The following is a 22071-nucleotide window of genomic DNA, read 5'->3' on the forward strand; positions in this document are numbered from 1 at the left end:
AACTAGCCGAGCCTGTCTTCTATTACTATACGAGCAGTAGGGGCATGTTTAGACCTATAGATTCGTATATATGCATAGAAAGAGGAGGGTGGATTTTCATGAAGCGACCGATCATCGGGCTTGCACTAGGCTCCGGGGGTGCGAGGGGAATGGCGCATATCGGGGTATTGTCTAGTCTTGAGAAGCAAGGAATACAGGTAGATATGATTGCTGGAAGCAGTATTGGCGCACTTGTTGGGAGCTTTTATGCGGCAGGACAAGACGTAGAAAAAATGAAAAAACTTGCACTTGTCTTCAGAAGAAAGTATTATGCTGACTATACACTGCCAAAAATCGGTCTTTTAAAAGGAAATCGAATTTTGCAGCTGATTCACACGTTTACATATGGGAAAACATTCGAAGAATTAAGAATGCCCCTTGCGGTGGTTGCCTGTGACCTCGAAACAGGGGAGAAGGTTGTGTTTAAAGAAGGGTCTGTCTCACAAGCAGTCAGAGCAAGCATCAGCATTCCAGGCGTGTTTGTTCCTCACGAAATGGGCGGCAGACAGCTAGTGGATGGAGCGGTTGTTGACCGCATTCCTGTGTCTGTTTTAAAAGAAATGGGCGCAGACCTTATTATCGCCTCTGATGTATCAAGGGTGAAAAAAACAGAAAAGGCGACGAGATTATCGGATGTGATTATGCAAAGTTTGGACATCCTTCAAAATGAATTGGTCCGTCATCAAACCATTCATGCAGATCTCATGATCCGGCCGAGGCTTGAAACATTTAGCTCTAGTTCGTTCACCCAGGTTCAGGAGATGATTGAAGCTGGTGAGCTCGCCGCAGATCAACTAGCAGGTAAACTGAAAGATGTCATTGATAAATGGGAGTGTTAATCGAATGAAAAAATTGAATATTCGCTGGCTCAGCTTTTTTGTCGTTGTTCTTGTCTTATTTGGCTTAACTTTTGTTAAACTGCCGTATTACGTGACAAAGCCGGGTGATGCAACAGAGATTGCCCCTCACATTCAAGTGGACGGTGGATACGGCGAGAAGGGCAGCTTCTCTCTTATGACGATAAAAGTAGGTCCAGCCAATCCGTATACGTATTTACTTGCGAAAATGAATAAATATGACGAGATCGTCCCAGAAGAAAATATTAAAGCGGACGGAGAGTCGGATGAAGATTATATGAAAAGACAGCTTCAGCTGATGAAAAGCTCTCAAGAAAATGCCATGATTGCAGCGTATACAAAAGCAGGCAAAAAAGTAGATTATACGTTTAATGGGGTATATGCGAGCTACGTCATGAAAGGCATGCCTGCTTATGGCAAAATTGAAGTGGGCGACCGGATTAAAAGCGTTGATGGCAAGACGTATGATTCTGCTGATAAAATGGTGTCGTATATCAGCCGTCAAAAAGCTGGTACATCTGTCCGTTTTGTCCTTGAACGAAACGGCAAGGATATCACGCAGAAAGTGAAGTTAAAACCTTTTAAAGAAGAGCCGAACCGAGTTGGAATTGGCGTATCATTATTTACAGACCGAAATGTGAAAGTCTCGCCTTCCATTAAGGTCGATATTGAAAATATCGGCGGCCCGTCGGCAGGTTTAATGATGTCACTTGAAATTTATAACCAGCTGACAAAAGAAGACGAAACACATGGTTATGCGATTGCAGGGACTGGAACGATTGACGCTGATGGTACGGTCGGGCCAATTGGCGGAATAGATCAAAAGGTTGTTGCAGCAGATAAAGCAGGAAAAGATATCTTCTTTGCACCAAACGATAAAGGTGATCCAAATTCAGACTACAAAAATGCAGTGAAAACAGCAAAAGATATTAAAAGTAATATGAAAATCGTTCCTGTGGACACAATGCAGGACGCACTGAACTATTTAAACAAGTTAAAAGAGAAAGCATCTTAAGTGAAAAAAGAGCAGCCTTTATCACAGGCTGCTCTCAGCGTGTAGACAAACCCTCGCATTCGGTGTCAGGTCTCTGCGCCGGTACTCACGAATGTCAAATTCGCTCCGTTCCGGTGCTCGCCCTTCCTAGACTTCAAAGGTTTTCTATCACGCTGAAAAGAGGACAAAGGACTAAAATAAAGATCCTTTTAGCCCTTTGTCAACAATCAGAGAGCAGCCTTAGGCTGCTTTTTTTATCGAGATTGGAAGAGACCAGTCTCTTCATCATAGCGGATCGGTGAGGTTTTAAATTCTGCTTCTGTTAACTTTGTTTGCATTGGTTCGCTGATGGGAAGGCTGAAGACGCGGGAAGCGCGAATGTCAAGATCAAGGGCAGGATGTGAAAAGGAAGACAGCTTGCTGACAAGCGGTACGTCCAATTCCTTTTTTACAAGAGATAAGTATTGCTGACCTTTCTTTGACATACCAAGTAAACGAATGTATGGTGCTTGTTTCTCCTTTAGCAGCTCATGCATGACCGTTTTCTTCACCCTCATTAAAAGGTGCGTATTCATCCGCTGCAGCCTTGTCCACGTATATCGTTTTGTTTTCACAAGTGATAGATATTCCTCGTAGGAGGACGCATGTGTGATCGCCTTTTGCATGCGGTGTTCGATGCCTTCTTCAATTTCATAGATGCCTTCTAGTTCTGCTGTATCCATTGTGTGAAACACATGTTTTAAGAAGCTGAAATAGTCTTCTTGCGTATGTAAAAGATCATAAGAAGAATAATAGTCATGTAATTGCTTAAGCGAGGCTTCCGGGAGATAAGAGGCGACAGTTTCAAATGACCCATTCTCTTTTAAGGCTTTTCGGATGCTTGTAGCGCTTGCGATTTTCTGATGTTTAGGAAGCTCTTGATCATGATAACCGGATGCAATTCTTTGAGAGGTAAAGGGCTCTATGTGAGGAGATCTCTCTAAGATGGCTTTGACATAATGGAAGCCTAAAATGTTATTAGGCCTAGACAGATCCAGTAAGTGTTTCGGATCAATGACCTCTTGAAACGCAGCGGCAGCGGCAGCCGGATAACTAAGACCTTCTTTTACCTTTGCTTTTGTGAAAAGGTCGATTTCTTCTTTTTTCTCATGCCAAGCGTGAGCTGTTCGCTCAAATGCTTTGATGTTTCCGTCCTCACTTCCGAAAAAAAGGGAGCGGCATTTTAAAGCATCTAGAATAGACACAGCGCCGTTTGCAAAGGTTTCTGCCTTTTGCACTGCATATATGTATGGAAGCTCACACACGATGTCTACACCGTTTTGCAATGCCATTTTTGTTCGTGCCCATTTGGAGACGATAGCGGGCTCTCCGCGCTGGAGAAAGGATCCGCTCATGACGGCAACGGCTACATCTGAGGAGGTATGTGTTTTCGCCTGGCGAACATGATAGGCATGTCCATAATGAAATGGATTGTACTCGACAACAACTCCTGTTGCTTTCAATAGATGTTCCGCCTTTCTTGCTATGGTTAAATGGTCTATGCTACAGTAGCATAAGGGAAAAATGAAGCCCATTTTTTTCAGTGTAGGCATTCCGTGAACTGATGTCAAACAACGCTCTGACATCACAAAGGACTGTAAAGAAAAAATATTGACAAATAGCATGATGAAAGCTATAATCATGTTTGTTGCTCTTAGAGGTGATACAATTGAAATGGACAGTTTATCAGTTACATCAAAAAGCTAAAAACAGCTTCGATTTTCATGAGACGGTTGACTTAAATGAACTTACTAGCCTTCATTCAGATATACGTCGTATTTCACCGGTAGAGGTGAAAGGGACTGGAGTGATCGAATCAAAGCAAGTCGCATTTGATTTAACCATCACAGGTGAAATGACATTGCCTTGTTCAAGAACGCTTGTTGATGTAAATTATCCATTTGCGATTTCAACGAAAGAACTATTTGTACTTCATAAGACAGACGATATAGAAGATGAAGACGTATCTGTTGTAGAAGACGATATCATCGACTTAACGCCTATAGTCAAGGAAGAAATTCTTCTTGAAGTGCCGATGCAAATCTTTTGCGACCAAACAGACGTAAAAGGTGCTGCACCACAGGAAGGGAATGACTGGGCGGTCATTTCGGAAGATGCACATCAAAACCGAATTGATCCGCGTCTGGAAGGCTTGAAAAAGCTTTTAGAAGAAAATAATGAATCTTAACTCTTTAAGGAGGTGGGAATAATGGCTGTACCTTTTAGAAGAACTTCTAAAATGAAAAAAAGATTGCGTCGTACGCATTTCAAACTACAAGTACCTGGTATGGTAGCTTGCCCAGAATGCGGTGAAATGAAAATTTCTCATCGTGTCTGCAAATCTTGCGGAACATACAAAGGCAAAGACGTAAAAAGCAACTAATGCTTGATAAAAAAGCGTAAGGGAATCTTCCCTTGCGTTTTTTTATTTGTCTATTTTTTTAGGTTTCTCTCCTGCAAATAGTCTATCTACTCTAGTAAGCGCATATGATGTGGTATTCAGATTCAGGGGGGGATGATCAATTGACGATTACAAGGCAGGACGCATGGACACAAGATGAAGATTTACTTTTAGCAGAAGTCGTCTTAAGGCATATTCGAGATGGAGGAACGCAGCTTTCCGCATTTGAGGAAGTCGGGAAAGCATTGTCAAGAACAGCGGCAGCATGTGGATTCAGATGGAACTCATACGTCAGAAAACAATATCAGGCAGGCATTGAGCTGGCGAAAAAACAGCGGAAAGAACTGCGTAAAAAGATTGGAATTCATTCCTCGGGTTTACCGCAAAATACGCTAACCATAGAAGAGAAGGCATCTTCAGATCAGGCTGAATTGACCTTGCGAGAAGTGATTCAGTTTTTAGAGAAGCTTGAAAAAGAACCTGCTGGCTCTGCTTATTTACGCGAAGAACTGGCGGACACGCAGCATCAACTGAAGTCGCTCACAGAAGAAAATGAACATTTGAAGCGGCAATTAAAAATGACGGAAGAAGACTACCGGGCACTTATTGGGATTGTTGAAAGAGTCAAACAGAATATCAACTTAAAAGAATATGCTAAATAAGAAAACGCCCCTCACAGAGAAAGGAGGGGCGTTTTGCCATCAGTGATTAAGCGGATTCACCTGTATTCTTTTGAATATGGGCAGGTTCCCAGATGAGTGGATTTTCACCTTTGTCGCGTTCCATATCATATTTTACCGCTTCAAAGCCCATTTTATCCCAAAAACCAGCAGATTTGACGCGTGGATTGGTCCGGATTGGCAGTCCGAAAGATTTGGCGAAATCAACAAGTGCCTCGCCGTACCCTTTACGCTGATACCCAGGAAGCACTTCCAGCTTCCACAGCTCTAAATAATCATGATTGTGGTCAAAATACGTTGTCGTCGAGCCGTCCACTTGATAAAGGCTCATACGTGCAACCAGCTTATCTCCAAAATAAATCCCGTAAAATGGAGAGTTGCTGTCATTTTCAATCATATTACTTTCAAGGTCTTCAAGCATGGATAGTTCTTGTATGCCATATTCCTTAAATTGTTTAAATTCCTCTAAAGTTTTGTAATTGATTAGAAGTCGTTTTACTTGTGTCATATGATCTTCCCCCTTACACACATAATGTTGACAGTGATGTCGTTGAAGGCGTTTTCATCCCATCCGCCTCAAAAAGTTTTTACACTTATTATTATAGTTTTTAAATTAAAAAAATTCAATCGCGGCGCGCCATCTGCTTTTTGCATCGCGGCTTGAAACTGTTAAAATGGTTGATATGATGAAGTAAACAGAAAAAGGGAAGTGCGGCAGTTGAACATTGGAATCATTGGCGGCGGTGCGATTGGTCTGCTTTGTGCCAGTTATTTATCACAGCATCATGACATCACTGTTTTGACAAGAAGAAAAGAACAAGCAGAGAAGATTCGAACATCAGGTATTAAGCGAACGGTAAAAGGAGACACATTCCTGGCGTCTGCGGAGGCAAGGGCAGGGATTACAGGAGTATTTGATCTGCTGATTGTGACGGTGAAATATCACCAGCTGCAAGAGGTGCTTGATGAACTATCCACATTACCTCGTCAACGAATCTTATTTTTACAAAATGGCATGGCCCACTTATTAGATTTAGAAAACTGGGACACGCCGCATTCAATATATATAGGTGTCGTAGAGCACGGGGCGATGAAGGTATCAGATCATGCAGTAAACCATACAGGGATTGGTGTCATCAAGTGGGGGGCTTTTCATCCTGAGGATGCAGCTGATGTGAGAAATGCTTTGAATGAAACGCCGGCCCAATTTCAGATGATTTATACGGATGAATGGAAAAAAGTGCTGGAGGAAAAACTGCTGGTCAATGTCTGTATTAACCCGCTCACGGCTTTATTGCATGTGAAAAATGGAGAATTGATCGCAACTCCTGCATATGAATACATGATGAAATGTGCATTTGAGGAAGCATTGTCCATTCTAGGTCTGGCTGAAAAAGAGCGGCTCTGGTCACACGTCGTTTCCATTTGTAAGAAAACGGCCGCCAATCAATCGTCAATGCTTCAAGATATCGTCAAAGGCCGTGAAACCGAAAGAAAAGCCATCGTTGGCTATCTTTTAAAAAAGGCTCAAGCTCAAGAAATTCTGGCGCCACATCTTACTTTCTTCAATCGAAGCTTGGAAGTATTGGAAAAAAAGCAAACAAAATCTTTTGAGTGAGCTCATTTACATGCTATACTTTTTTCGGGAAACTAACTATTTATTGAAGAAAGGAAGTTCTAAACATGCAATTGACTGAACTTTCCATCCGAAGTCAGAATTTATTCATACGTGATTATATAGAAGAAAAAAAAGAGATGACTGCTTTTTTTGATTATGATATACATTCTGAGCACACATGGAAAAAAAGATACGACGATCTCATGGAAATGAGCTTCCCGCGCGAGGCTTTAGCGGATTATATGAGCGCATACCACGCAAAGTTTGAATCGGCAGCGATGCGTCAGAACATTGAAAAGATCCGTGATGAACGGAGTGTCATGGTGGTTGGAGGACAGCAGGCAGGCCTACTGGCAGGACCGCTTTATACCATACATAAAATCATATCCATTATTCAGTTCGCAAAAGAAAAAGAATCAGTGCTTGGCGTTCCTGTGATTCCAGTCTTTTGGGTAGCAGGTGAGGATCATGACGTAGATGAAATTAATTTTGTCTACACATCTGGCGAAAAAGGTCCAGTCAAGCAAAAGCTGCCATTACATAACGTCAAAAAAACTGCTGCCAAAAGAACACCTCTGCATCAAGAAAAAACAGAGAAATGGCTCCGCGATGTGTTTTCAACATATGAAGAATCTGCGTATACAAATGACTTGCTTAATCAGCTTCTTCGATGTTTACGCAAATCACAAACATTTACGGATTTCTTTGAATGGATTGTATGCGACCTTTTTGAAGAAGATGGACTGCTTCTATTTAATTCAGGAGACTTAGGCGTCAAACCACTTGAGCGTACGTTATTCAAGCATATTGTTGAGACAAATGATGCGGTCACAGCTCGTTTGAATGAAACGCAGGCTGCCATGAAACGAGCGGGATATCAGCCGATCATAGAAGCTGGTGACAATCAGGCGAACCTGTTTTACGAATATGATGAAGAGCGTTTCCTTATTGAAAAAGAAAACGGCCAGTTTTCTATATCAGAAGTGGGGCTTACGTGGACAAAAGAAGAGCTTTTGCAGGAAATTGAGAAGCACCCAGAACGGTTTAGCAACAATGTGGTGACGCGTCCCTTAATGCAGGAAACCCTTCTCCCAACACTTGCTTTTATGGCAGGACACGGTGAAGTCAACTATTGGGGAGAACTGAAAGGAATTTTTGAGCATTTTGAATTAAAGATGGCACCCGTTCTTCCAAGACTGCACGTGACCATTCTTGAAAGGCACATCGATAAGAAGCTGCCGGTCAGAGAACTTTCTCTTGAAGAAGTGCTCACAAACGGAGTAAAAGAAAAGAAAGAGGCTCACTTTGAGCAAAGCCTTCCAGACAGCTTTGTTCAAGCCGTTGATCAGGCGAAACGTGAATTAGCGAATGTTCATGGCGTATTGAGGCAAGAAGCACTGGAGGTTGAACCAAACTTCGAACAGCTGCTAGATAAAAATGCCAAATTTATCGAAGGCCAGCTTCAATTTGTTTATCAAAAGGTGGCGCAGCGTGTGGAAGAGAAGGAAGGATATATCCTTCGAGATTTTGAACGGATTGAAAACAGCTTAAAACCATTAGATGCCCCGCAAGAAAGAATTTGGAATATCATGTACTTTTTAAACAAATATGGTCCAGAATTCTTCAAAACGTTCAAAAATCTGCCATTTTCATTTCAAAACAAGCAGCAAATTGTCAAACTTTGAAATAAAGTTTTAATGAACCCTGACTAGTTCAGGGTTTTTTTTTATGTAGAAACAGTGTAAAATAAGTTTTGTGGAGAGAAGTGGTGGATAGTGGAGAGTAAGGGTGAGAAAGTGGGGCTCTGATTATCATGTTCATGGGTGAATACCAACATACGATTGATACAAAAGGGCGCATGATCATCCCTGCTAAATTTAGAGACGGTCTCGGAGAACAGTTTGTGCTGACGAGAGGGCTTGATCAATGTTTATTTGGCTACCCTATGAGTGAGTGGAAACTAATCGAAGAGAAACTCAAAGCACTGCCGCTAACGAAAAAAGATGCACGTGCGTTTACCCGGTTCTTCTTCTCTGGCGCAGTTGAATGCGATCTGGACAAGCAGGGGCGTATTAACATCGCATCAAACCTACTCCAATATGCAAAACTCGAAAAAGAATGTGTGGTCATCGGCGTTTCAAATCGAATTGAGTTGTGGAGTAAGTCGATCTGGGAACAATATACAGAAGAGCAAGAAGATTCTTTTGCTGAAATTGCTGAAAACATGATTGGATTTGATATATAATAATCCCTTGTGCAGCAAGCTTTCTACACATTCATTTCTATTTGAAAAAGGTGGGACCATAATATCATGTTCCAACATGAGACAGTATTATTAAAAGAAACAGTTGACGGTTTAAACGTCAAAGAAGACGGTACATATGTAGACTGCACGCTGGGCGGAGCAGGTCACAGCTCATATCTACTATCTCAACTATCAGAAAAAGGTACATTGATTGGATTTGACCAAGACGATGCTGCACTGGATCATGCACGAGAGAAGCTCGCGGATTCTAAAGCGAACATTCTTTTCATAAAGAGCAACTTCCGATATTTAAAAGAACGTCTGAATGAACAAGGCATTACAAGCGTAGACGGTGTGATTTTTGACCTTGGGGTTTCATCTCCTCAGCTCGACACACCAGAGAGAGGCTTTAGTTATCACCATGATGCACCTCTTGACATGCGAATGGATCAAACAGCCGCATTGTCGGCAAAACAAGTGGTGAATGAATGGCCATTTGAAGATCTAGTTCGGATTTTCTACAAATATGGGGAAGAAAAATTCAGCAAGCAAATCGCACGCAAAATTGAAGAAGCTAGAAAAAAAGCACCAATTGAAACTACAGGTGAGCTTGTCGACATTATCAAAGAAGGAATTCCCGCACCTGCAAGACGAACTGGCGGACATCCAGCAAAAAGAGTGTTTCAAGCGATCCGAATTGCCGTAAATGATGAATTGAAAGTTTTTGAAGAAGCACTAGAACAAGCAATAGAGTTACTCAATCCGAAGGGAAGAATTTCTGTCATTACATTCCATTCACTTGAAGACCGGATTTGTAAAAGTACATTTAAAGAAATGTCTTCTCTTCCAGAACTTCCGCACGGACTACCAGTGATTCCAGAAGGACTTGAACCAAAGCTGAAGCTGATCACGAGAAAACCAATCGTTGCATCAGAACAAGAGCTGGAACATAACAACCGTGCCCGTTCAGCGAAGCTCCGAATTGCAGAAAAAAAGTAAAACGACACCATAGATGATGATAAAAAGGAGGTTTCTTATGAGTAATTTGGCTTACCAAAGAGAAGTAAAACAATATCAAACAGAGCAGCAAGGCCAATCGGTTGTTATTAAAAGAAGAGGTTCTATCACACTTGGTGAAAAAATCTTACTTGTCATGTTTGTCATGGCTCTTATGTGCAGCTCCATTCTCATCATTTCTAAAGCCTTTGCTGTCTATCACGCTAATATTGAAGTCCAGAAATTAGAACAGCAAGTATCTTTAGAATCGAAGAAGATCACTGAGCTTCAAAAAGAAAAAGACTTGCTGAGTGAACCGGAGAGAGTCATTGATACTGCGAAAAAAGCAGGCTTAAGCATTTCGAAAGATGTTAAGAAGGTCGATTAAGATGGCGATGCCTAAAAAGAATAAAATGATGAACAGAGGCGCGGCAATTGCGAGTATTTGCTTCGCCCTGTTTTTCTTTATCATCCTTGCACGTTTTATCTATATTCAGATTACAGGAACGGTCGATGGCCAAGTGTTAGCCGCAAAGGCAAATGAACAATATCAATCGAAGAAAACACTTGAAGCCAAAAGAGGATCTATTTTAGACCGAAATGGAAATGTGATTGCAGAAGATACGTCTGTTTATAAGCTCATTGCGGTCATGAGCAAGAAAATGACAGTCGACCCAAAGCACCCGATGCATGTCGTCGACAAAGAAAAGACAGCAAAAGAGCTGTCAAAAGTCATTGATATGAGTGAAAGCGAAATTTTAAAGCGTCTGAATACTAAAGGTGCGTTCCAAGTGGAGTTTGGTAAAGCTGGGAAAGACATCAGTTTTTCAACAAAGGAAAAAATTGAAAAGCTAAAGCTTCCAGGGATCGCATTTGAAAAAGACACGAAGCGATATTATCCAAACGGCATGTTTGCGTCGAATCTGATCGGTTATGCAAGATTAGATGAGGCAACGAAGGACATGTCAGGCGCGATGGGACTTGAGAAGGCGCTGAACAAATTTTTAAAAGAAAAAGACGGCTATGTGACATATAACAGTGACAGAAGCGGATGGGCTCTTCCAAATAGTAAAGAAGACATTGTCGCTCCGAAGGATGGGAAAAATGTCACGCTGACCATCGATCAAAAAATCCAGGCGTTCCTTGAAGAAAGTATGACGCAGGTTGCCAAAAAATATAAACCGAAGAAAATCATTGCCACAGTCGTTGACCCAAAAACGGGAAAGGTGCTCGCGATGGGACAGCGGCCAAGCTTTAATTTAAATGAATTAGACATTACGAATTATAACAATGATGTCATTTCATATGCGTTTGAACCAGGTTCAACGATGAAAATCTTCACACTTGCTGCAGCAATCCAAGAAGGTGTCTACCAAGGCAATGATAAATATCAATCTGGTACTTATAAAGTAGGAGGAGGCCTTGTAAGAGACCACAACAATGGAAATGGCTGGGGAAAAATTGACTTTCATGAAGGTGTTCTCCGTTCGTCTAACGTAGCTTTTGCAAAGCTGGCAAAAGAAAAACTAGGCTTCACGCGCTACGAACAATATTTGCAGAAGTTCCATTTCTATGACAAAACAGGTATTGACTTGCCGAACGAAGCGTCTAGTAAAATCAATTACAGATACGAATATGACAAAGCATCGACGGCTTACGGTCAAGCGTCTGCCATTACACCGATTCAACAAATAGAAGCAGCGACAGCGATAGCAAACGGCGGAACGATGATGAAGCCATATGTTATTGATCATATTACAGACCCGAACACAAACAAAACAATTTTACAGCACGAACCAACAGTAGCTGGAAAGCCAATTTCCTCTGATACAGCAAAGCAAGTCCGTGACATTTTAGGTGAGGTGGTATCCTCGAAGATTGGAACAGGCCAGCCTTACCAAATCAAAGGATTTGACGTTGCTGGGAAAACAGGAACAGGACAAATTGGCGGTGCCGGCGGTTATCTCAAAGGAAGAAACGATTACGTCTTTTCATTTATGGGAATGGCGCCAAAAGATGATCCGAAGCTGCTCGTGTATGTAGCTGTACAGCAGCCGCAGCTGTCTGACACAGAAACTGGCTCTGCCCCAGTTGCACAAATCTTTAACCCAGTGATGAAAAATAGTCTGCTATATTTAAATATTGCACCAACAAAAACAGACGATAAAAAATCAGGCGAACAAAAAGTGAAGCAAGAAACAATGCCTTCATTCTTAGATTTAGAAGTGAAGCAGGCGGAAACAGAAGCCAAAAACAAAAACTTAACGCCTGTTGTCATCGGCGACGGCCTCTCCATTAAACGACAGTGGCCAAGTGCAGGCTCTGAATTCTCTGAAAGCCAGAAAGTTTTCTTGAAAACAGCAGGAAAAACGATAAAAATGCCTGATATGACAGGCTGGTCGAGACGGGAAGTCCTTCAATATGCATCCATTTCCGGTGTGCATATCGAAACAAAGGGACAAGGATATGCTGTCAAACAAAGTGTGAAAAGAGGATCGGAGATTTCAGATAAAGTCGTCACTGTGACATTTAAAAGTCCGAATTAACTGCAAAACCTAGCAAACCACTTGCTAGGTTTTTTCTTTTGCCGAGCGGGATAGACGAGACGTTCTACATAAGGACGGGCCTGCATATGATGGAAACAAGCCATATGTATGTAAGGAGTGAACCAGGCGTGCGAGTATCAAGTGTAACAGTGAGAAAACGATTGCTTTTCGTGCTGCTGTTTGGGGTGATCATTTTTTTCATCATAGATACTAGATTAGGATATGTACAGTTTATTATGGGCGAGAAGCTCACAAGCTTAGCAAAAGATTCATGGAGCCGGAACCTCCCGTTCGAACCAGAAAGGGGAGATATTTTGGACCGAAATGGGGTAGAGCTTGCGACGAACAAAAGTGCCCCATCTATATTGGTCGTCCCGCGGCAAATTAAAGATCCGGCAGAAACAAGCAAAAAACTGGCGGCAGTACTGAATATGTCTGAAGAAAAAGCGTACAAGCACGTCACAAAGAAAACATCCATCGAACGAATTTCTCCAGAAGGAAGAAAAGTATCTCATGAAAAAGCAAAAGAAGTCAGAGAGCTTGATTTAGATGGTGTTTATGTTGCAGAAGACAGCATCAGACACTATCCGTTTGGCAGTTTTCTTTCTCATGTGCTGGGCTTCGCTGGAATTGATAATCAAGGGTTACTTGGACTGGAAGCCTATTATGATGATGACCTAAAAGGTGAAAAAGGCTCTGTGAAGTTCTATTCCGATGCAAAAGGGCAGAAAATGCCAGATGAAGCAGATGATTATACACCGCCTAAAGATGGTCTTGATATGAAGTTAACTGTCGATGCGAAGGTGCAAACCATTATAGAACGGGAATTAGACAATGCGCAGGCAAAATATAACCCAGATGGGATGATTGCAATTGCGATGAACCCGAAGAACGGTGAAGTGCTTGGGATGTCGAGCAGACCGGATTTTGATCCAGCGGATTATCAATCAGTTGACTCGAAAGTGTTTAACCGAAATCTACCGGTGTGGAGCACATATGAGCCAGGTTCGACGTTTAAAATTATTACGCTTGCAGCAGCACTAGAAGAGAAAAAAGTCAATTTAAAACGCGATCATTTTTTTGACAGCGGTTCTGTGACAGTTGATGGTGCAAGACTTAGGTGCTGGAAAAAAGGCGGCCACGGATCACAGTCATTTTTAGAAGTGGTTCAAAACTCCTGTAACCCCGGTTTTGTTGAACTAGGCGACCGTCTAGGAAAGGATAAATTATTTTCCTATATTAAAAATTTCGGATTTGGCCAAAAAACAGGAATCGATCTTCAAGGGGAAGGGCGAGGCATTTTGTTCCCGCTGGACCGGGTTGGCCCTGTAGAGCAGGCGACAACTGCCTTTGGTCAAGGTGTATCTGTTACGCCGATACAGCAAGTAGCTGCCGTAGCAGCTGCGGTAAATGGCGGAACACTTTACACGCCGTACATTGCAAAAGAATGGATAAATCCAATCACAAAAGAGGTAGTGAAAAAGCAATCACCGATTGCCAAAAAGAAAGTGATTTCAGCAGAAACATCCAAAGAAATCAGATATGCGCTTGAAAGTGTAGTCGCTCAAGGAACTGGCCGAAATGCATTTGTTGAAGGATATCGAGTTGGCGGAAAAACAGGGACAGCACAGAAAGTAAAAGACGGCAAGTACATGGAAAATAACCACATTGTGTCGTTTATCGGGTTTGCGCCTGCTGATGATCCAAGTATCGTTGTATATGTGGCTGTAGATAACCCGAAAGGCACTATTCAATTTGGCGGGACAGTTGCTGCACCAATTGTGGGTCATATTATGCGGGACAGCCTGCCTGAGATGGGTGTAAAAAAAAGAAAAGGACAAATTGAAAAGAAGTACCAGTGGCTGGACACAAAAACCATTGAAGTACCGAATCTTGTAGGGGGATCTGTTTCAGACCTTGAATCCTTACTGATTAACCTTAAGATCGATGCTTCTGGAACGGGCAGTAAAGTGGTGAAGCAATCACCTGCTGCCGGGACAAAGGTCAAGGAAGGCTCCACCATCAGATTATACTTAAACGATGAATAATAAAGAATGAACAGAGGGTAGCCGCACTCATTCGGCTGCCTCTTTTTGTTGAAAGAGAAGGTCTGTTTGAAAAAAAGAGCCTAAAGTGTGTTTTTTCCAAGAGAAACTTAAGGAATACGCTGGATGTATCCTTTTTTTTACGATAAAATATAGACTGTGTGTTTTTTTCACAAGACATGCACGTGAACGAATTTGAGAGGTTTGATATGAAATGAAATTACAAGAACTCCTTACATACTTTAAAAGTGAAAATAACGAATTAATAAACGAAAATCCTGATATCACTTCCATTGAAATGGATTCAAGAGAGGTGAAAAAAGGAAGCCTTTTTGTCTGTATAAAAGGCTATACAGTAGATGGACACGATTATGCTGAAAAAGCGGTGAAAAGCGGGGCTGCAGCGATTGTAGCAGAACACCCTCTTAACATATCAGATGTACCAGTCATTATTGTAAAACACTCTCAAAGAGCTCTTGCAAGAATAGCTGATGCGTTTTACGAGCAGCCAACTCATAAGCTGAATCTCATCGGGATCACAGGAACAAACGGAAAAACTTCGACAACACACATGATTGAACAAATGATGAGAAAAGCTGAAAAGAAAACAGGCTTAATCGGTACAATGTATATGAAGGTGAATGATGACATTCTCGATGTGAAAAACACTACACCTGAAAGTGTCACACTTCAGAAAACCTTTAAACAGATGCTTGACCAAGATGTAGACACAGCCATTATGGAAGTATCATCACATGCACTGCATCTTGGCAGGGTACATGGATGTGATTATGATATTGCCGTTTTCACAAACCTTTCGCAGGACCATCTTGATTACCACAACACAATGGAAGAATATAAACATGCGAAAAGCTTGCTATTTTCACAGCTTGGCAGTGCCTTTCATCACGATAAGCCAAAGCATGCGATTTTAAATGCAGATGATGACGCTTCGAGTTATTATGAAAAAGTTACAGCTGCTGAAGTCATGACATATGGCTTAGAGCAAAAAGCAGATGTGATGGCAAAGAATATTCAAATCAAACCGAAGGGAACTCAATTTGATTTGATCACTCCAATTGGCACAAAAAGTGTGACAGTTGCCCTCATCGGTAAGTTTAATGTGTACAACATCCTAGCAGCTGTATCAGTAGGGATCGTATCTGGCTTAACATTTGAAACGATTGTAAGTGCTATTGAAGAGCTGGAGGGAGTCAAAGGCCGATTTGAACTTGTGAACTGTGATCAAGATTTTCCTGTTATTGTCGATTACGCCCATACACCTGACAGCTTAGAAAATGTCCTGACAACGTGTAGAGAATTAACAGAGGGCAAAATTTTCTGTGTGATAGGCTGCGGCGGTGACCGTGATAAAACAAAGCGTCCTCAAATGGCCCAAATCGCTGTGAAGTATGCAGATGAACCTGTATTTACATCAGACAACCCAAGAAGCGAAGATCCTTCAGCTATTTTGAAGGATATGGAAAATGGGGTGCCAGACGCATATTATCATAGTTTTGTGAATCGCAAACAAGCCATCTTTTTTGCAATTGCCAATGCGAAAAAAGGCGATACAGTCTTAATAGCGGGTAAAGGTCATGAGACATATCAAATCGTTGGCGATCAAGTTTACGATTTTGATGATGCACAGGTTGCTATGGACGCTATTTTAGATCTAAACAAATCTTAAAATGATGAAAAGAGTGTAATGAAATGAAGCATTTTGTACAAAAACAACATACGAAGAACGTGAATGAATACCTTAATAATGAATGTAATTTTCTGATGGAAAACGGCTTTGGAAATTCGGAAGGAGTAAAGAACGATGCTTGAACAGGTGATATTGTTTACAATCATAATGGGATTTTTAATCAGTGTTCTTTTATCCCCGATTTTTATTCCGTTTTTAAGAAGGCTTAAATTTGGTCAAAGTATTAGAGAAGAAGGACCACAGTCTCACCAAAAGAAATCAGGTACTCCGACAATGGGCGGAATTATGATTATCTTTTCTATTACAATTACAACGATTGTGATGATCAACAAATTTTCTGAGATTAGTCCAGAAATGTTTTTATTGTTATTTGTCACGCTTGGCTACGGTCTATTAGGATTTTTAGATGATTATATTAAAGTAGCGATGAAACGAAACCTAGGTTTAACATCGAAACAGAAATTAATCGGTCAAATCGTGATCGCAGTGATTTTTTATGCAGTCTTCCATTATTATCAGTTTGCAACGACGATTCGCATTCCAGGAACAGATGTCAGCTTTGATTTAGGATGGGCTTACTTTATCCTTGTCGTTTTCATGCTTGTCGGAGGTTCTAATGCCGTGAACTTAACGGATGGACTGGATGGTCTATTATCTGGAACTGCTGCAATTGCCTTCGGAGCCTTTGCTATACTGGCTTGGAATCAATCACAGTACGATGTAGCGATCTTTTCAGTAGCTGTTGCTGGAGCCGTTCTTGGGTTTCTTGTGTTTAACGCGCATCCTGCAAAAGTATTTATGGGTGATACAGGGTCGCTTGCTTTAGGCGGAGCGATTGTAGCGATTGCCATTTTAACAAAGCTTGAAATTTTGCTTGTCATTATTGGAGGAGTATTTGTTGTCGAAACGTTATCTGTTATTCTTCAAGTGATCTCCTTTAAAACAACTGGAAAAAGAATCTTCAAGATGAGTCCGCTTCACCACCACTATGAGTTAGTTGGCTGGTCTGAGTGGAGAGTAGTTGTCACCTTCTGGACAGCTGGTTTATTACTTGCTGTTTTAGGAATTTACATCGAGGTGTGGTTATAATTGAATAAGATGCAAATGTTAAAAAACGAACATGTACTAGTATTAGGTCTTGCAAAAAGCGGATATGCGGCAGCTTCAATTCTTCATGAGCATGGAGTAAATGTCATAGTAAATGACCAAAAGCCGTTTGAAGAAAATGAACCTGCTCAGCTTCTTTCTGAAAAGGGGATAGATGTCATTTGCGGCAGCCATCCTCTTCGTATGTTCGATGATAAAGAAATTACGATTTTAATTAAAAATCCTGGAATTCCATATGAAAATGTGATGGTTCAAGAGGCGCTTCGCCGCCAAATTCCAGTTTGGACGGAAATAGAATTAGCTTATCATTTAACCTCAGCTCCTTTTATTGGGATTACTGGATCAAATGGAAAAACCACTACCACGACTTTGATTTATGAAATGTTGAAACAAGACCGTCAAAAAACTTTAGTGGCAGGTAATATTGGCACAGTTGCCAGCGAAGTCGCTGCAAAGGCAGCTGGTGATGAGTGGATCGTAACTGAACTCTCTTCTTTTCAGTTAATGGGAACAGTTGAATTCAGACCTAAAATCAGCTTAATATTAAATATTTTTGATGCACATTTAGACTATCACCACACTCGTGATGAATATGAAAAAGCAAAGCAGAAAGTTTACGCACATCAACTGGATGATGACATAGCAGTCATTAACCTCGATGATCCATCAGTCGTAAAACTGGCTGAAGCTTCAAAAGCAAAAAAAGTGTTTTTCTCCGTGAAAGAGCAAGTAGAACATGGTGCGTATATTAAAAATGGTGCGATCTACTACATGAATGAACATATCATCGATTTAAAGGATGTTGTTCTTCCTGGTGAGCATAACCAAGAAAATATTTTGGCAGCTATTTGTGTCGTGAAAAATGCAGGCTGTTCAAATGAAGCAATCGCACACGTTCTCACGACATTTAGTGGAGTGAAGCACCGTCTGCAGTTTGTAGATACAATTCAAAGCAGAAAATTCTATAACGATAGTAAAGCCACCAATATACTGGCAACAAGTAAAGCATTGTCAGCTTTTGAGCAGCCGACTATTTTATTAGCCGGCGGACTTGACCGGGGCAATGAATTTGATGAATTGAAACCTTTTATGAAAAATGTAAAAGGAATTATTACATTTGGTGAGACGGCACCTAAGTTTGTGAAGCTTGGTGAAGAACTGGGAATACATCACGTAAAACATGTCGATAATGTTGAACAAGCAGTACCTGCGGCGTTTAACATTTCTGAAGAAGAAGACGTGATTTTATTATCCCCGGCTTGTGCAAGCTGGGATCAGCATAAAACATTTGAAGAACGTGGAGACATGTTTGTAAACGCCGTGCATATGCTTAAATAAGGGCTTGTCTCTCGTATGACTGACAGCCCAAATGAAATTATGCTTGGGGTGTCGGTCTCTTGACGAATAAGAAAACTTCTCCGGACTTTTTGCTTGTTGTCATTACGTTACTTTTATTGACGATTGGTTTAATTATGGTGTACAGCGCTAGTGCTGTGTGGGCATCGTATAAATTTGATGATTCGTTTTATTTTGCAAAAAGACAGCTTTTGTTTGCCGGAATCGGAGTTATCGCGATGTTTTTCATTATGCGAGTCGATTATTGGACATGGCGGACTTGGTCAAAGATATTGATTGCTGTTTGTTTTCTCCTTTTGTTGCTTGTACTTATTCCTGGTATCGGTATGGAGAGAAATGGATCAAGAAGCTGGATCGGTGTCGGTGCGTTTAGTATTCAGCCCTCTGAATTTATGAAGCTTGCGATGATTGCGTTTCTTGCAAAATTCTTATCTGAAAAACAAAAAAATATCACATCCTTTCGTAAAGGTTTCGCACCAGCATTAGGCATTGTGTTTTCTGCATTTGCCATCATCATGCTGCAGCCAGATTTGGGAACAGGGACGGTAATGGTTGGAACCTGTATTATTATGATATTTGTTTCAGGTGCGAGAATTGCTCACTTTATATTTCTCGGTCTTTTAGGGCTCAGCGGATTTGCTGCACTAGTCTTATCAGCGCCCTACCGCATAAAACGAATTACATCGTACTTAAATCCTTGGGAAGATCCACTAGGCAGTGGGTTTCAAATTATTCAATCCTTATACGCTGTTGGTCCAGGCGGTTTGTTCGGGATGGGTCTCGGTCAAAGTAGACAAAAATTCTTTTATTTACCTGAGCCTCAAACAGACTTCATCTTTGCAATATTGTCTGAAGAACTTGGCTTTATAGGAGGATCACTCATTTTGCTGCTCTTTAGTGTTCTATTATGGAGAGGCATACGAATAGCACTTGGAGCCCCAGACTTATATGGAAGTTTCCTAGCAGTTGGCATTATTTCAATGGTTGCCATTCAAGTGATGATTAATATCGCAGTTGTTACTGGACTTATCCCTGTGACAGGTATCACGCTCCCATTCCTAAGTTATGGCGGCTCATCACTGACATTAATGCTGATGGCCATTGGCGTACTCTTGAATGTAAGCAGGTACGCTAGATACTAATGCTGCTAGTTCATGAAACCATGATGACATTTATTTTGCAAAAGTACAAAAAAATGATTTGAAGAGTGAAAAAGACAGCTTTAGTATCCGAAAACATGTTTTTTACCTCTTCTTTACAGGTTTTAACGGAGCCCTGTTGTTTAAAACAGGGTTTATACTTTGTTCAGAGCAGAAAAAAATTGAGGGGAAATGGTATAATGCGTATAGTAATCAGTGGAGGCGGAACAGGCGGACATATTTATCCGGCCTTAGCTTTTATTAAAGAAGTGAAAAGACTGCATCCTGATGTAGAATTTTTATATATTGGTACTGAAAATGGACTTGAAAAGAAAATTGTAGAAAGAGAAAATATCCCTTTCAAGTCCATAGAAATTTCAGGTTTTAAAAGAAAGCTTTCCTTTGATAATGTAAAAACGGTGATGAGATTTCTAAAAGGCGTTCAAAAAAGTAAATCTTACTTAAAGGAATTTAAGCCAGATGCGGTCATTGGAACAGGTGGTTATGTGTGCGGCCCTGTTGTTTATGCAGCTTCTAAGCTGAAGATTCCGACCATTATTCACGAACAGAACAGCCTGCCTGGTATCACAAATAAGTTTTTAGCAAGGTATGTTGATAAGGTAGCCATCTGTTTTGAAGAAGCAAAGGCACATTTTCCATCTGAAAAGGTTGTATTTACGGGAAACCCTAGAGCCTCTGAAGTCGTCTCTATAAAAGAGGGGAAATCTCTGAAGGAGTTTGGGCTGGATGAAAAGAAAAAAACGGTTCTTATTTTTGGCGGGAGCCGGGGGGCTGCGCCGATTAATAGAGCAGTTATTGACATGCAAGATGAATTAAAGGCTAAGAACTATCAGCTTTTATATATCACAGGTGAGGTTCATTATGAAAAAGTGCTGAACGAACTAAAGGAAAAAGGTGCAGCACCTAATATGATTACAAAGCCTTTCTTGCATCAAATGCCGGAGTACTTGAAATCGATTGATGTGATTGTTGCAAGAGCGGGAGCCACAACGATTGCTGAAGTGACAGCCCTTGGAATTCCAACTATTTTTATTCCAAGTCCATACGTGACGGCAAATCACCAGGAAATCAATGCAAGATCACTAGAAAAGCATGACGCTGCAATCGTTTTAAGAGAATCAGAGCTTTCTGGAGAGAGCCTCCTTCATGCCATTGATGAAATTGCTGGTCATGAAGAAAAATTAAACGAAATGAGCCGTTTAACAAAAGAACTCGGAGTACCAGATGCGGCTGGACGTTTATATAATGTATTAAAAGAAATTACGACTACATGATGGAATGATATTAGGTAAGGCGGAGGGTAATATGGAGAACTTGAAGAATGAATTATTAGAAGCGCAAGTCGGTAAAGTGCTTGAAAATGAGCCGCTTGCAAATCATACGACAATGAAAATAGGCGGGCCGGCAGATCTATTGATCGTTCCTAAAGATATTGATGCAGTTAAAACGATCATGGATCAGATAAAAAAACACCACGCGGACTGGACGGTTATTGGAAGAGGATCAAATTTACTCGTACTTGATAAAGGAATACGCGGTGTCGTCCTGAAGTTAGGCGCTGGACTTGATCACTTAACTGTAAATGGTGAAGAAATTACAGTTGGCGGCGGCTATTCTGTTGTAAGGCTTGCAACGTCTCTTAGTAAGCAGGGTCTTTCAGGGCTGGAATTTGCAGCTGGTATTCCAGGGTCTATTGGCGGCGCTGTTTATATGAACGCAGGTGCGCACGGATCTGATATCAGTAAAATTCTTGTGAAAGCGAGAATCTTATTTGAAGATGGAAGCATCGAGTGGCTAACAAATGAGCAGATGAACTTTAGCTACAGAACGTCTGTCCTTCAAAAGGAACGACCAGGCATTGTTCTCGAGGCCGTGTTTAAGTTAAAACAGGATGATCGCGAGAAAATCACAAAGAAAATGCAGCAAAATAAAGACTATCGCAAGGAAACACAGCCTTATAATCGACCATGTGCGGGAAGTATTTTTCGAAATCCGCTGCCTGAATATGCAGGACAGCTTGTAGAAAAAGCGAATTTAAAAGGGTACCAAATTGGCGGAGCAAGAATCTCTGACATGCATGGAAACTTTATTGTGAACGCTGGCGGGGCTACTGCTCAAGACGTGCTGGACTTAATTCAGTACATCCAAAAGAAAATTAAAGATGACTACAATGTAGATATGCATACAGAAGTAGAAATTATCGGTGAAGCAAATTAAAAGCAAGATTTATGAATGATGGCATCACAGGAAAACAAACGGCATGAAGAATGCCGTTTG

At 41.1% G+C, this 22071-nt stretch carries 20 protein-coding genes; 18 read left to right on the forward strand and 2 right to left on the reverse strand.

From position 1 onward, the window contains the following. The first annotated feature begins 98 nt into the window (after window positions 1–98). Together NSQ25_RS07190 and NSQ25_RS07195 are read left to right on the forward strand one after the other, a co-directional pair. Entirely contained in the window at window positions 99–878 is a 780-nt protein-coding gene (locus NSQ25_RS07190) for a patatin-like phospholipase family protein (protein WP_041117300.1), read from the forward strand. A 4-nt stretch (window positions 879–882) separates the two neighbouring features. Then, window positions 883–1911 (forward strand): SepM family pheromone-processing serine protease, encoded by a 1029-nt coding sequence (locus NSQ25_RS07195; RefSeq protein WP_024426920.1) that lies wholly within the window; start codon window positions 883–885, stop codon window positions 1909–1911. Between the two features lie 233 nt (window positions 1912–2144). On the opposite strand, the gene NSQ25_RS07200 is transcribed toward NSQ25_RS07195, so the two are convergent. Further along, the gene (locus NSQ25_RS07200) at window positions 2145–3392 is read right to left on the reverse strand and encodes a nucleotidyltransferase (protein ID WP_326136471.1); all 1248 of its coding nucleotides are present in this window, start codon (window positions 3390–3392) and stop codon (window positions 2145–2147) included. Between the two features lie 206 nt (window positions 3393–3598). On the opposite strand from NSQ25_RS07200, the gene NSQ25_RS07205 reads away from it, so the two are divergent. The 3 genes from NSQ25_RS07205 to gerR all read left to right on the forward strand — a co-directional run bounded on the left by NSQ25_RS07205 (window position 3599) and on the right by gerR (window position 4992). Continuing rightward, window positions 3599–4117 (forward strand): DUF177 domain-containing protein, encoded by a 519-nt coding sequence (locus tag NSQ25_RS07205; RefSeq protein WP_019743276.1) that lies wholly within the window; start codon window positions 3599–3601, stop codon window positions 4115–4117. Between the two features lie 21 nt (window positions 4118–4138). Then, a complete protein-coding gene (rpmF, locus tag NSQ25_RS07210) occupies window positions 4139–4312 on the forward strand; it encodes a 50S ribosomal protein L32 (protein WP_008354700.1) in 174 nt (57 codons plus the stop codon). Between the two features lie 140 nt (window positions 4313–4452). Continuing rightward, complete coding sequence (gene gerR, locus NSQ25_RS07215) at window positions 4453–4992, forward strand: sporulation-specific transcriptional regulator GerR (protein WP_034281678.1); 540 nt, start codon at window positions 4453–4455, stop codon at window positions 4990–4992. A gap of 46 nt (window positions 4993–5038) precedes the next feature. Here the strand turns inward: gerR and NSQ25_RS07220 are convergent, their stop codons facing one another. Further along, complete coding sequence (locus NSQ25_RS07220) at window positions 5039–5518, reverse strand: N-acetyltransferase (RefSeq protein ID WP_007499784.1); 480 nt, start codon at window positions 5516–5518, stop codon at window positions 5039–5041. Between the two features lie 210 nt (window positions 5519–5728). Here NSQ25_RS07220 and NSQ25_RS07225 point away from each other — a divergent pair, with 210 nt between their 5' ends. The 13 genes from NSQ25_RS07225 (at window position 5729) to murB (ending at window position 22011) form a co-directional block, all read left to right on the forward strand. After that, window positions 5729–6628, forward strand: coding sequence for a 2-dehydropantoate 2-reductase (locus NSQ25_RS07225; RefSeq protein ID WP_034281680.1), 900 nt, complete (start codon window positions 5729–5731; stop codon window positions 6626–6628). Between the two features lie 65 nt (window positions 6629–6693). Further along, complete coding sequence (gene bshC, locus NSQ25_RS07230) at window positions 6694–8313, forward strand: bacillithiol biosynthesis cysteine-adding enzyme BshC (protein WP_326136469.1); 1620 nt, start codon at window positions 6694–6696, stop codon at window positions 8311–8313. Between the two features lie 128 nt (window positions 8314–8441). Beyond that, complete coding sequence (gene mraZ / locus NSQ25_RS07235; RefSeq protein ID WP_003211163.1) at window positions 8442–8873, forward strand: division/cell wall cluster transcriptional repressor MraZ; 432 nt, start codon at window positions 8442–8444, stop codon at window positions 8871–8873. A gap of 66 nt (window positions 8874–8939) precedes the next feature. Continuing rightward, entirely contained in the window at window positions 8940–9872 is a 933-nt protein-coding gene (gene rsmH, locus NSQ25_RS07240; RefSeq protein ID WP_024426925.1) for a 16S rRNA (cytosine(1402)-N(4))-methyltransferase RsmH, read from the forward strand. Between the two features lie 37 nt (window positions 9873–9909). After that, window positions 9910–10257 (forward strand): cell division protein FtsL, encoded by a 348-nt coding sequence (gene ftsL, locus NSQ25_RS07245; RefSeq protein ID WP_024424265.1) that lies wholly within the window; start codon window positions 9910–9912, stop codon window positions 10255–10257. A gap of 7 nt (window positions 10258–10264) precedes the next feature. Further along, window positions 10265–12415, forward strand: a complete 2151-nt coding sequence (locus NSQ25_RS07250; RefSeq protein WP_046312222.1) for a penicillin-binding protein — start codon at window positions 10265–10267, stop codon at window positions 12413–12415. A 128-nt stretch (window positions 12416–12543) separates the two neighbouring features. Beyond that, window positions 12544–14463 (forward strand): stage V sporulation protein D, encoded by a 1920-nt coding sequence (locus NSQ25_RS07255; protein ID WP_326136468.1) that lies wholly within the window; start codon window positions 12544–12546, stop codon window positions 14461–14463. Between the two features lie 211 nt (window positions 14464–14674). After that, the gene (locus NSQ25_RS07260) at window positions 14675–16150 is read left to right on the forward strand and encodes a UDP-N-acetylmuramoyl-L-alanyl-D-glutamate--2,6-diaminopimelate ligase (protein ID WP_326136467.1); all 1476 of its coding nucleotides are present in this window, start codon (window positions 14675–14677) and stop codon (window positions 16148–16150) included. A gap of 135 nt (window positions 16151–16285) precedes the next feature. Then, window positions 16286–17260: a phospho-N-acetylmuramoyl-pentapeptide-transferase gene (gene mraY, locus NSQ25_RS07265; protein WP_003211854.1), complete on the forward strand. Its 975-nt coding sequence runs from the start codon at window positions 16286–16288 to the stop codon at window positions 17258–17260. Further along, entirely contained in the window at window positions 17261–18616 is a 1356-nt protein-coding gene (gene murD / locus NSQ25_RS07270; protein ID WP_080943444.1) for a UDP-N-acetylmuramoyl-L-alanine--D-glutamate ligase, read from the forward strand. A gap of 59 nt (window positions 18617–18675) precedes the next feature. Continuing rightward, window positions 18676–19776 (forward strand): stage V sporulation protein E, encoded by a 1101-nt coding sequence (spoVE, locus tag NSQ25_RS07275; protein ID WP_024424259.1) that lies wholly within the window; start codon window positions 18676–18678, stop codon window positions 19774–19776. A 197-nt stretch (window positions 19777–19973) separates the two neighbouring features. Continuing rightward, on the forward strand, window positions 19974–21068 hold the full coding sequence (gene murG / locus NSQ25_RS07280; protein WP_046310860.1) for an undecaprenyldiphospho-muramoylpentapeptide beta-N-acetylglucosaminyltransferase: 1095 nt from the start codon (window positions 19974–19976) through the stop codon (window positions 21066–21068). A 31-nt stretch (window positions 21069–21099) separates the two neighbouring features. Then, the gene (murB, locus tag NSQ25_RS07285) at window positions 21100–22011 is read left to right on the forward strand and encodes a UDP-N-acetylmuramate dehydrogenase (protein WP_034281685.1); all 912 of its coding nucleotides are present in this window, start codon (window positions 21100–21102) and stop codon (window positions 22009–22011) included. Window positions 22012–22071: the final 60 nt, after the last annotated feature.

The sequence above is a fragment of the Bacillus sp. FSL R5-0512 genome (assembly GCF_038593295.1).
GTDB lineage: Bacteria > Bacillota > Bacilli > Bacillales > Bacillaceae > Bacillus > Bacillus safensis.

What these genes read in the sequence shown, in the direction of transcription:
- NSQ25_RS07190 (WP_041117300.1), top strand. Translation starts at nt 99, where the DNA reads ATGAAGCGACCGATCATCGGGCTTGCACTAGGCTCCGGGGGTGCGAGG.
- NSQ25_RS07195 (WP_024426920.1), top strand. Translation starts at nt 883, where the DNA reads ATGAAAAAATTGAATATTCGCTGGCTCAGCTTTTTTGTCGTTGTTCTT.
- rpmF (WP_008354700.1), top strand. Translation starts at nt 4,139, where the DNA reads ATGGCTGTACCTTTTAGAAGAACTTCTAAAATGAAAAAAAGATTGCGT.
- NSQ25_RS07220 (WP_007499784.1), bottom strand. Translation starts at nt 5,518, where the DNA reads ATGACACAAGTAAAACGACTTCTAATCAATTACAAAACTTTAGAGGAA.
- bshC (WP_326136469.1), top strand. Translation starts at nt 6,694, where the DNA reads ATGCAATTGACTGAACTTTCCATCCGAAGTCAGAATTTATTCATACGT.
- mraZ (WP_003211163.1), top strand. Translation starts at nt 8,442, where the DNA reads ATGTTCATGGGTGAATACCAACATACGATTGATACAAAAGGGCGCATG.
- rsmH (WP_024426925.1), top strand. Translation starts at nt 8,940, where the DNA reads ATGTTCCAACATGAGACAGTATTATTAAAAGAAACAGTTGACGGTTTA.
- ftsL (WP_024424265.1), top strand. Translation starts at nt 9,910, where the DNA reads ATGAGTAATTTGGCTTACCAAAGAGAAGTAAAACAATATCAAACAGAG.
- NSQ25_RS07250 (WP_046312222.1), top strand. Translation starts at nt 10,265, where the DNA reads ATGCCTAAAAAGAATAAAATGATGAACAGAGGCGCGGCAATTGCGAGT.
- NSQ25_RS07260 (WP_326136467.1), top strand. Translation starts at nt 14,675, where the DNA reads ATGAAATTACAAGAACTCCTTACATACTTTAAAAGTGAAAATAACGAA.
- mraY (WP_003211854.1), top strand. Translation starts at nt 16,286, where the DNA reads ATGCTTGAACAGGTGATATTGTTTACAATCATAATGGGATTTTTAATC.
- murG (WP_046310860.1), top strand. Translation starts at nt 19,974, where the DNA reads ATGCGTATAGTAATCAGTGGAGGCGGAACAGGCGGACATATTTATCCG.
- murB (WP_034281685.1), top strand. Translation starts at nt 21,100, where the DNA reads ATGGAGAACTTGAAGAATGAATTATTAGAAGCGCAAGTCGGTAAAGTG.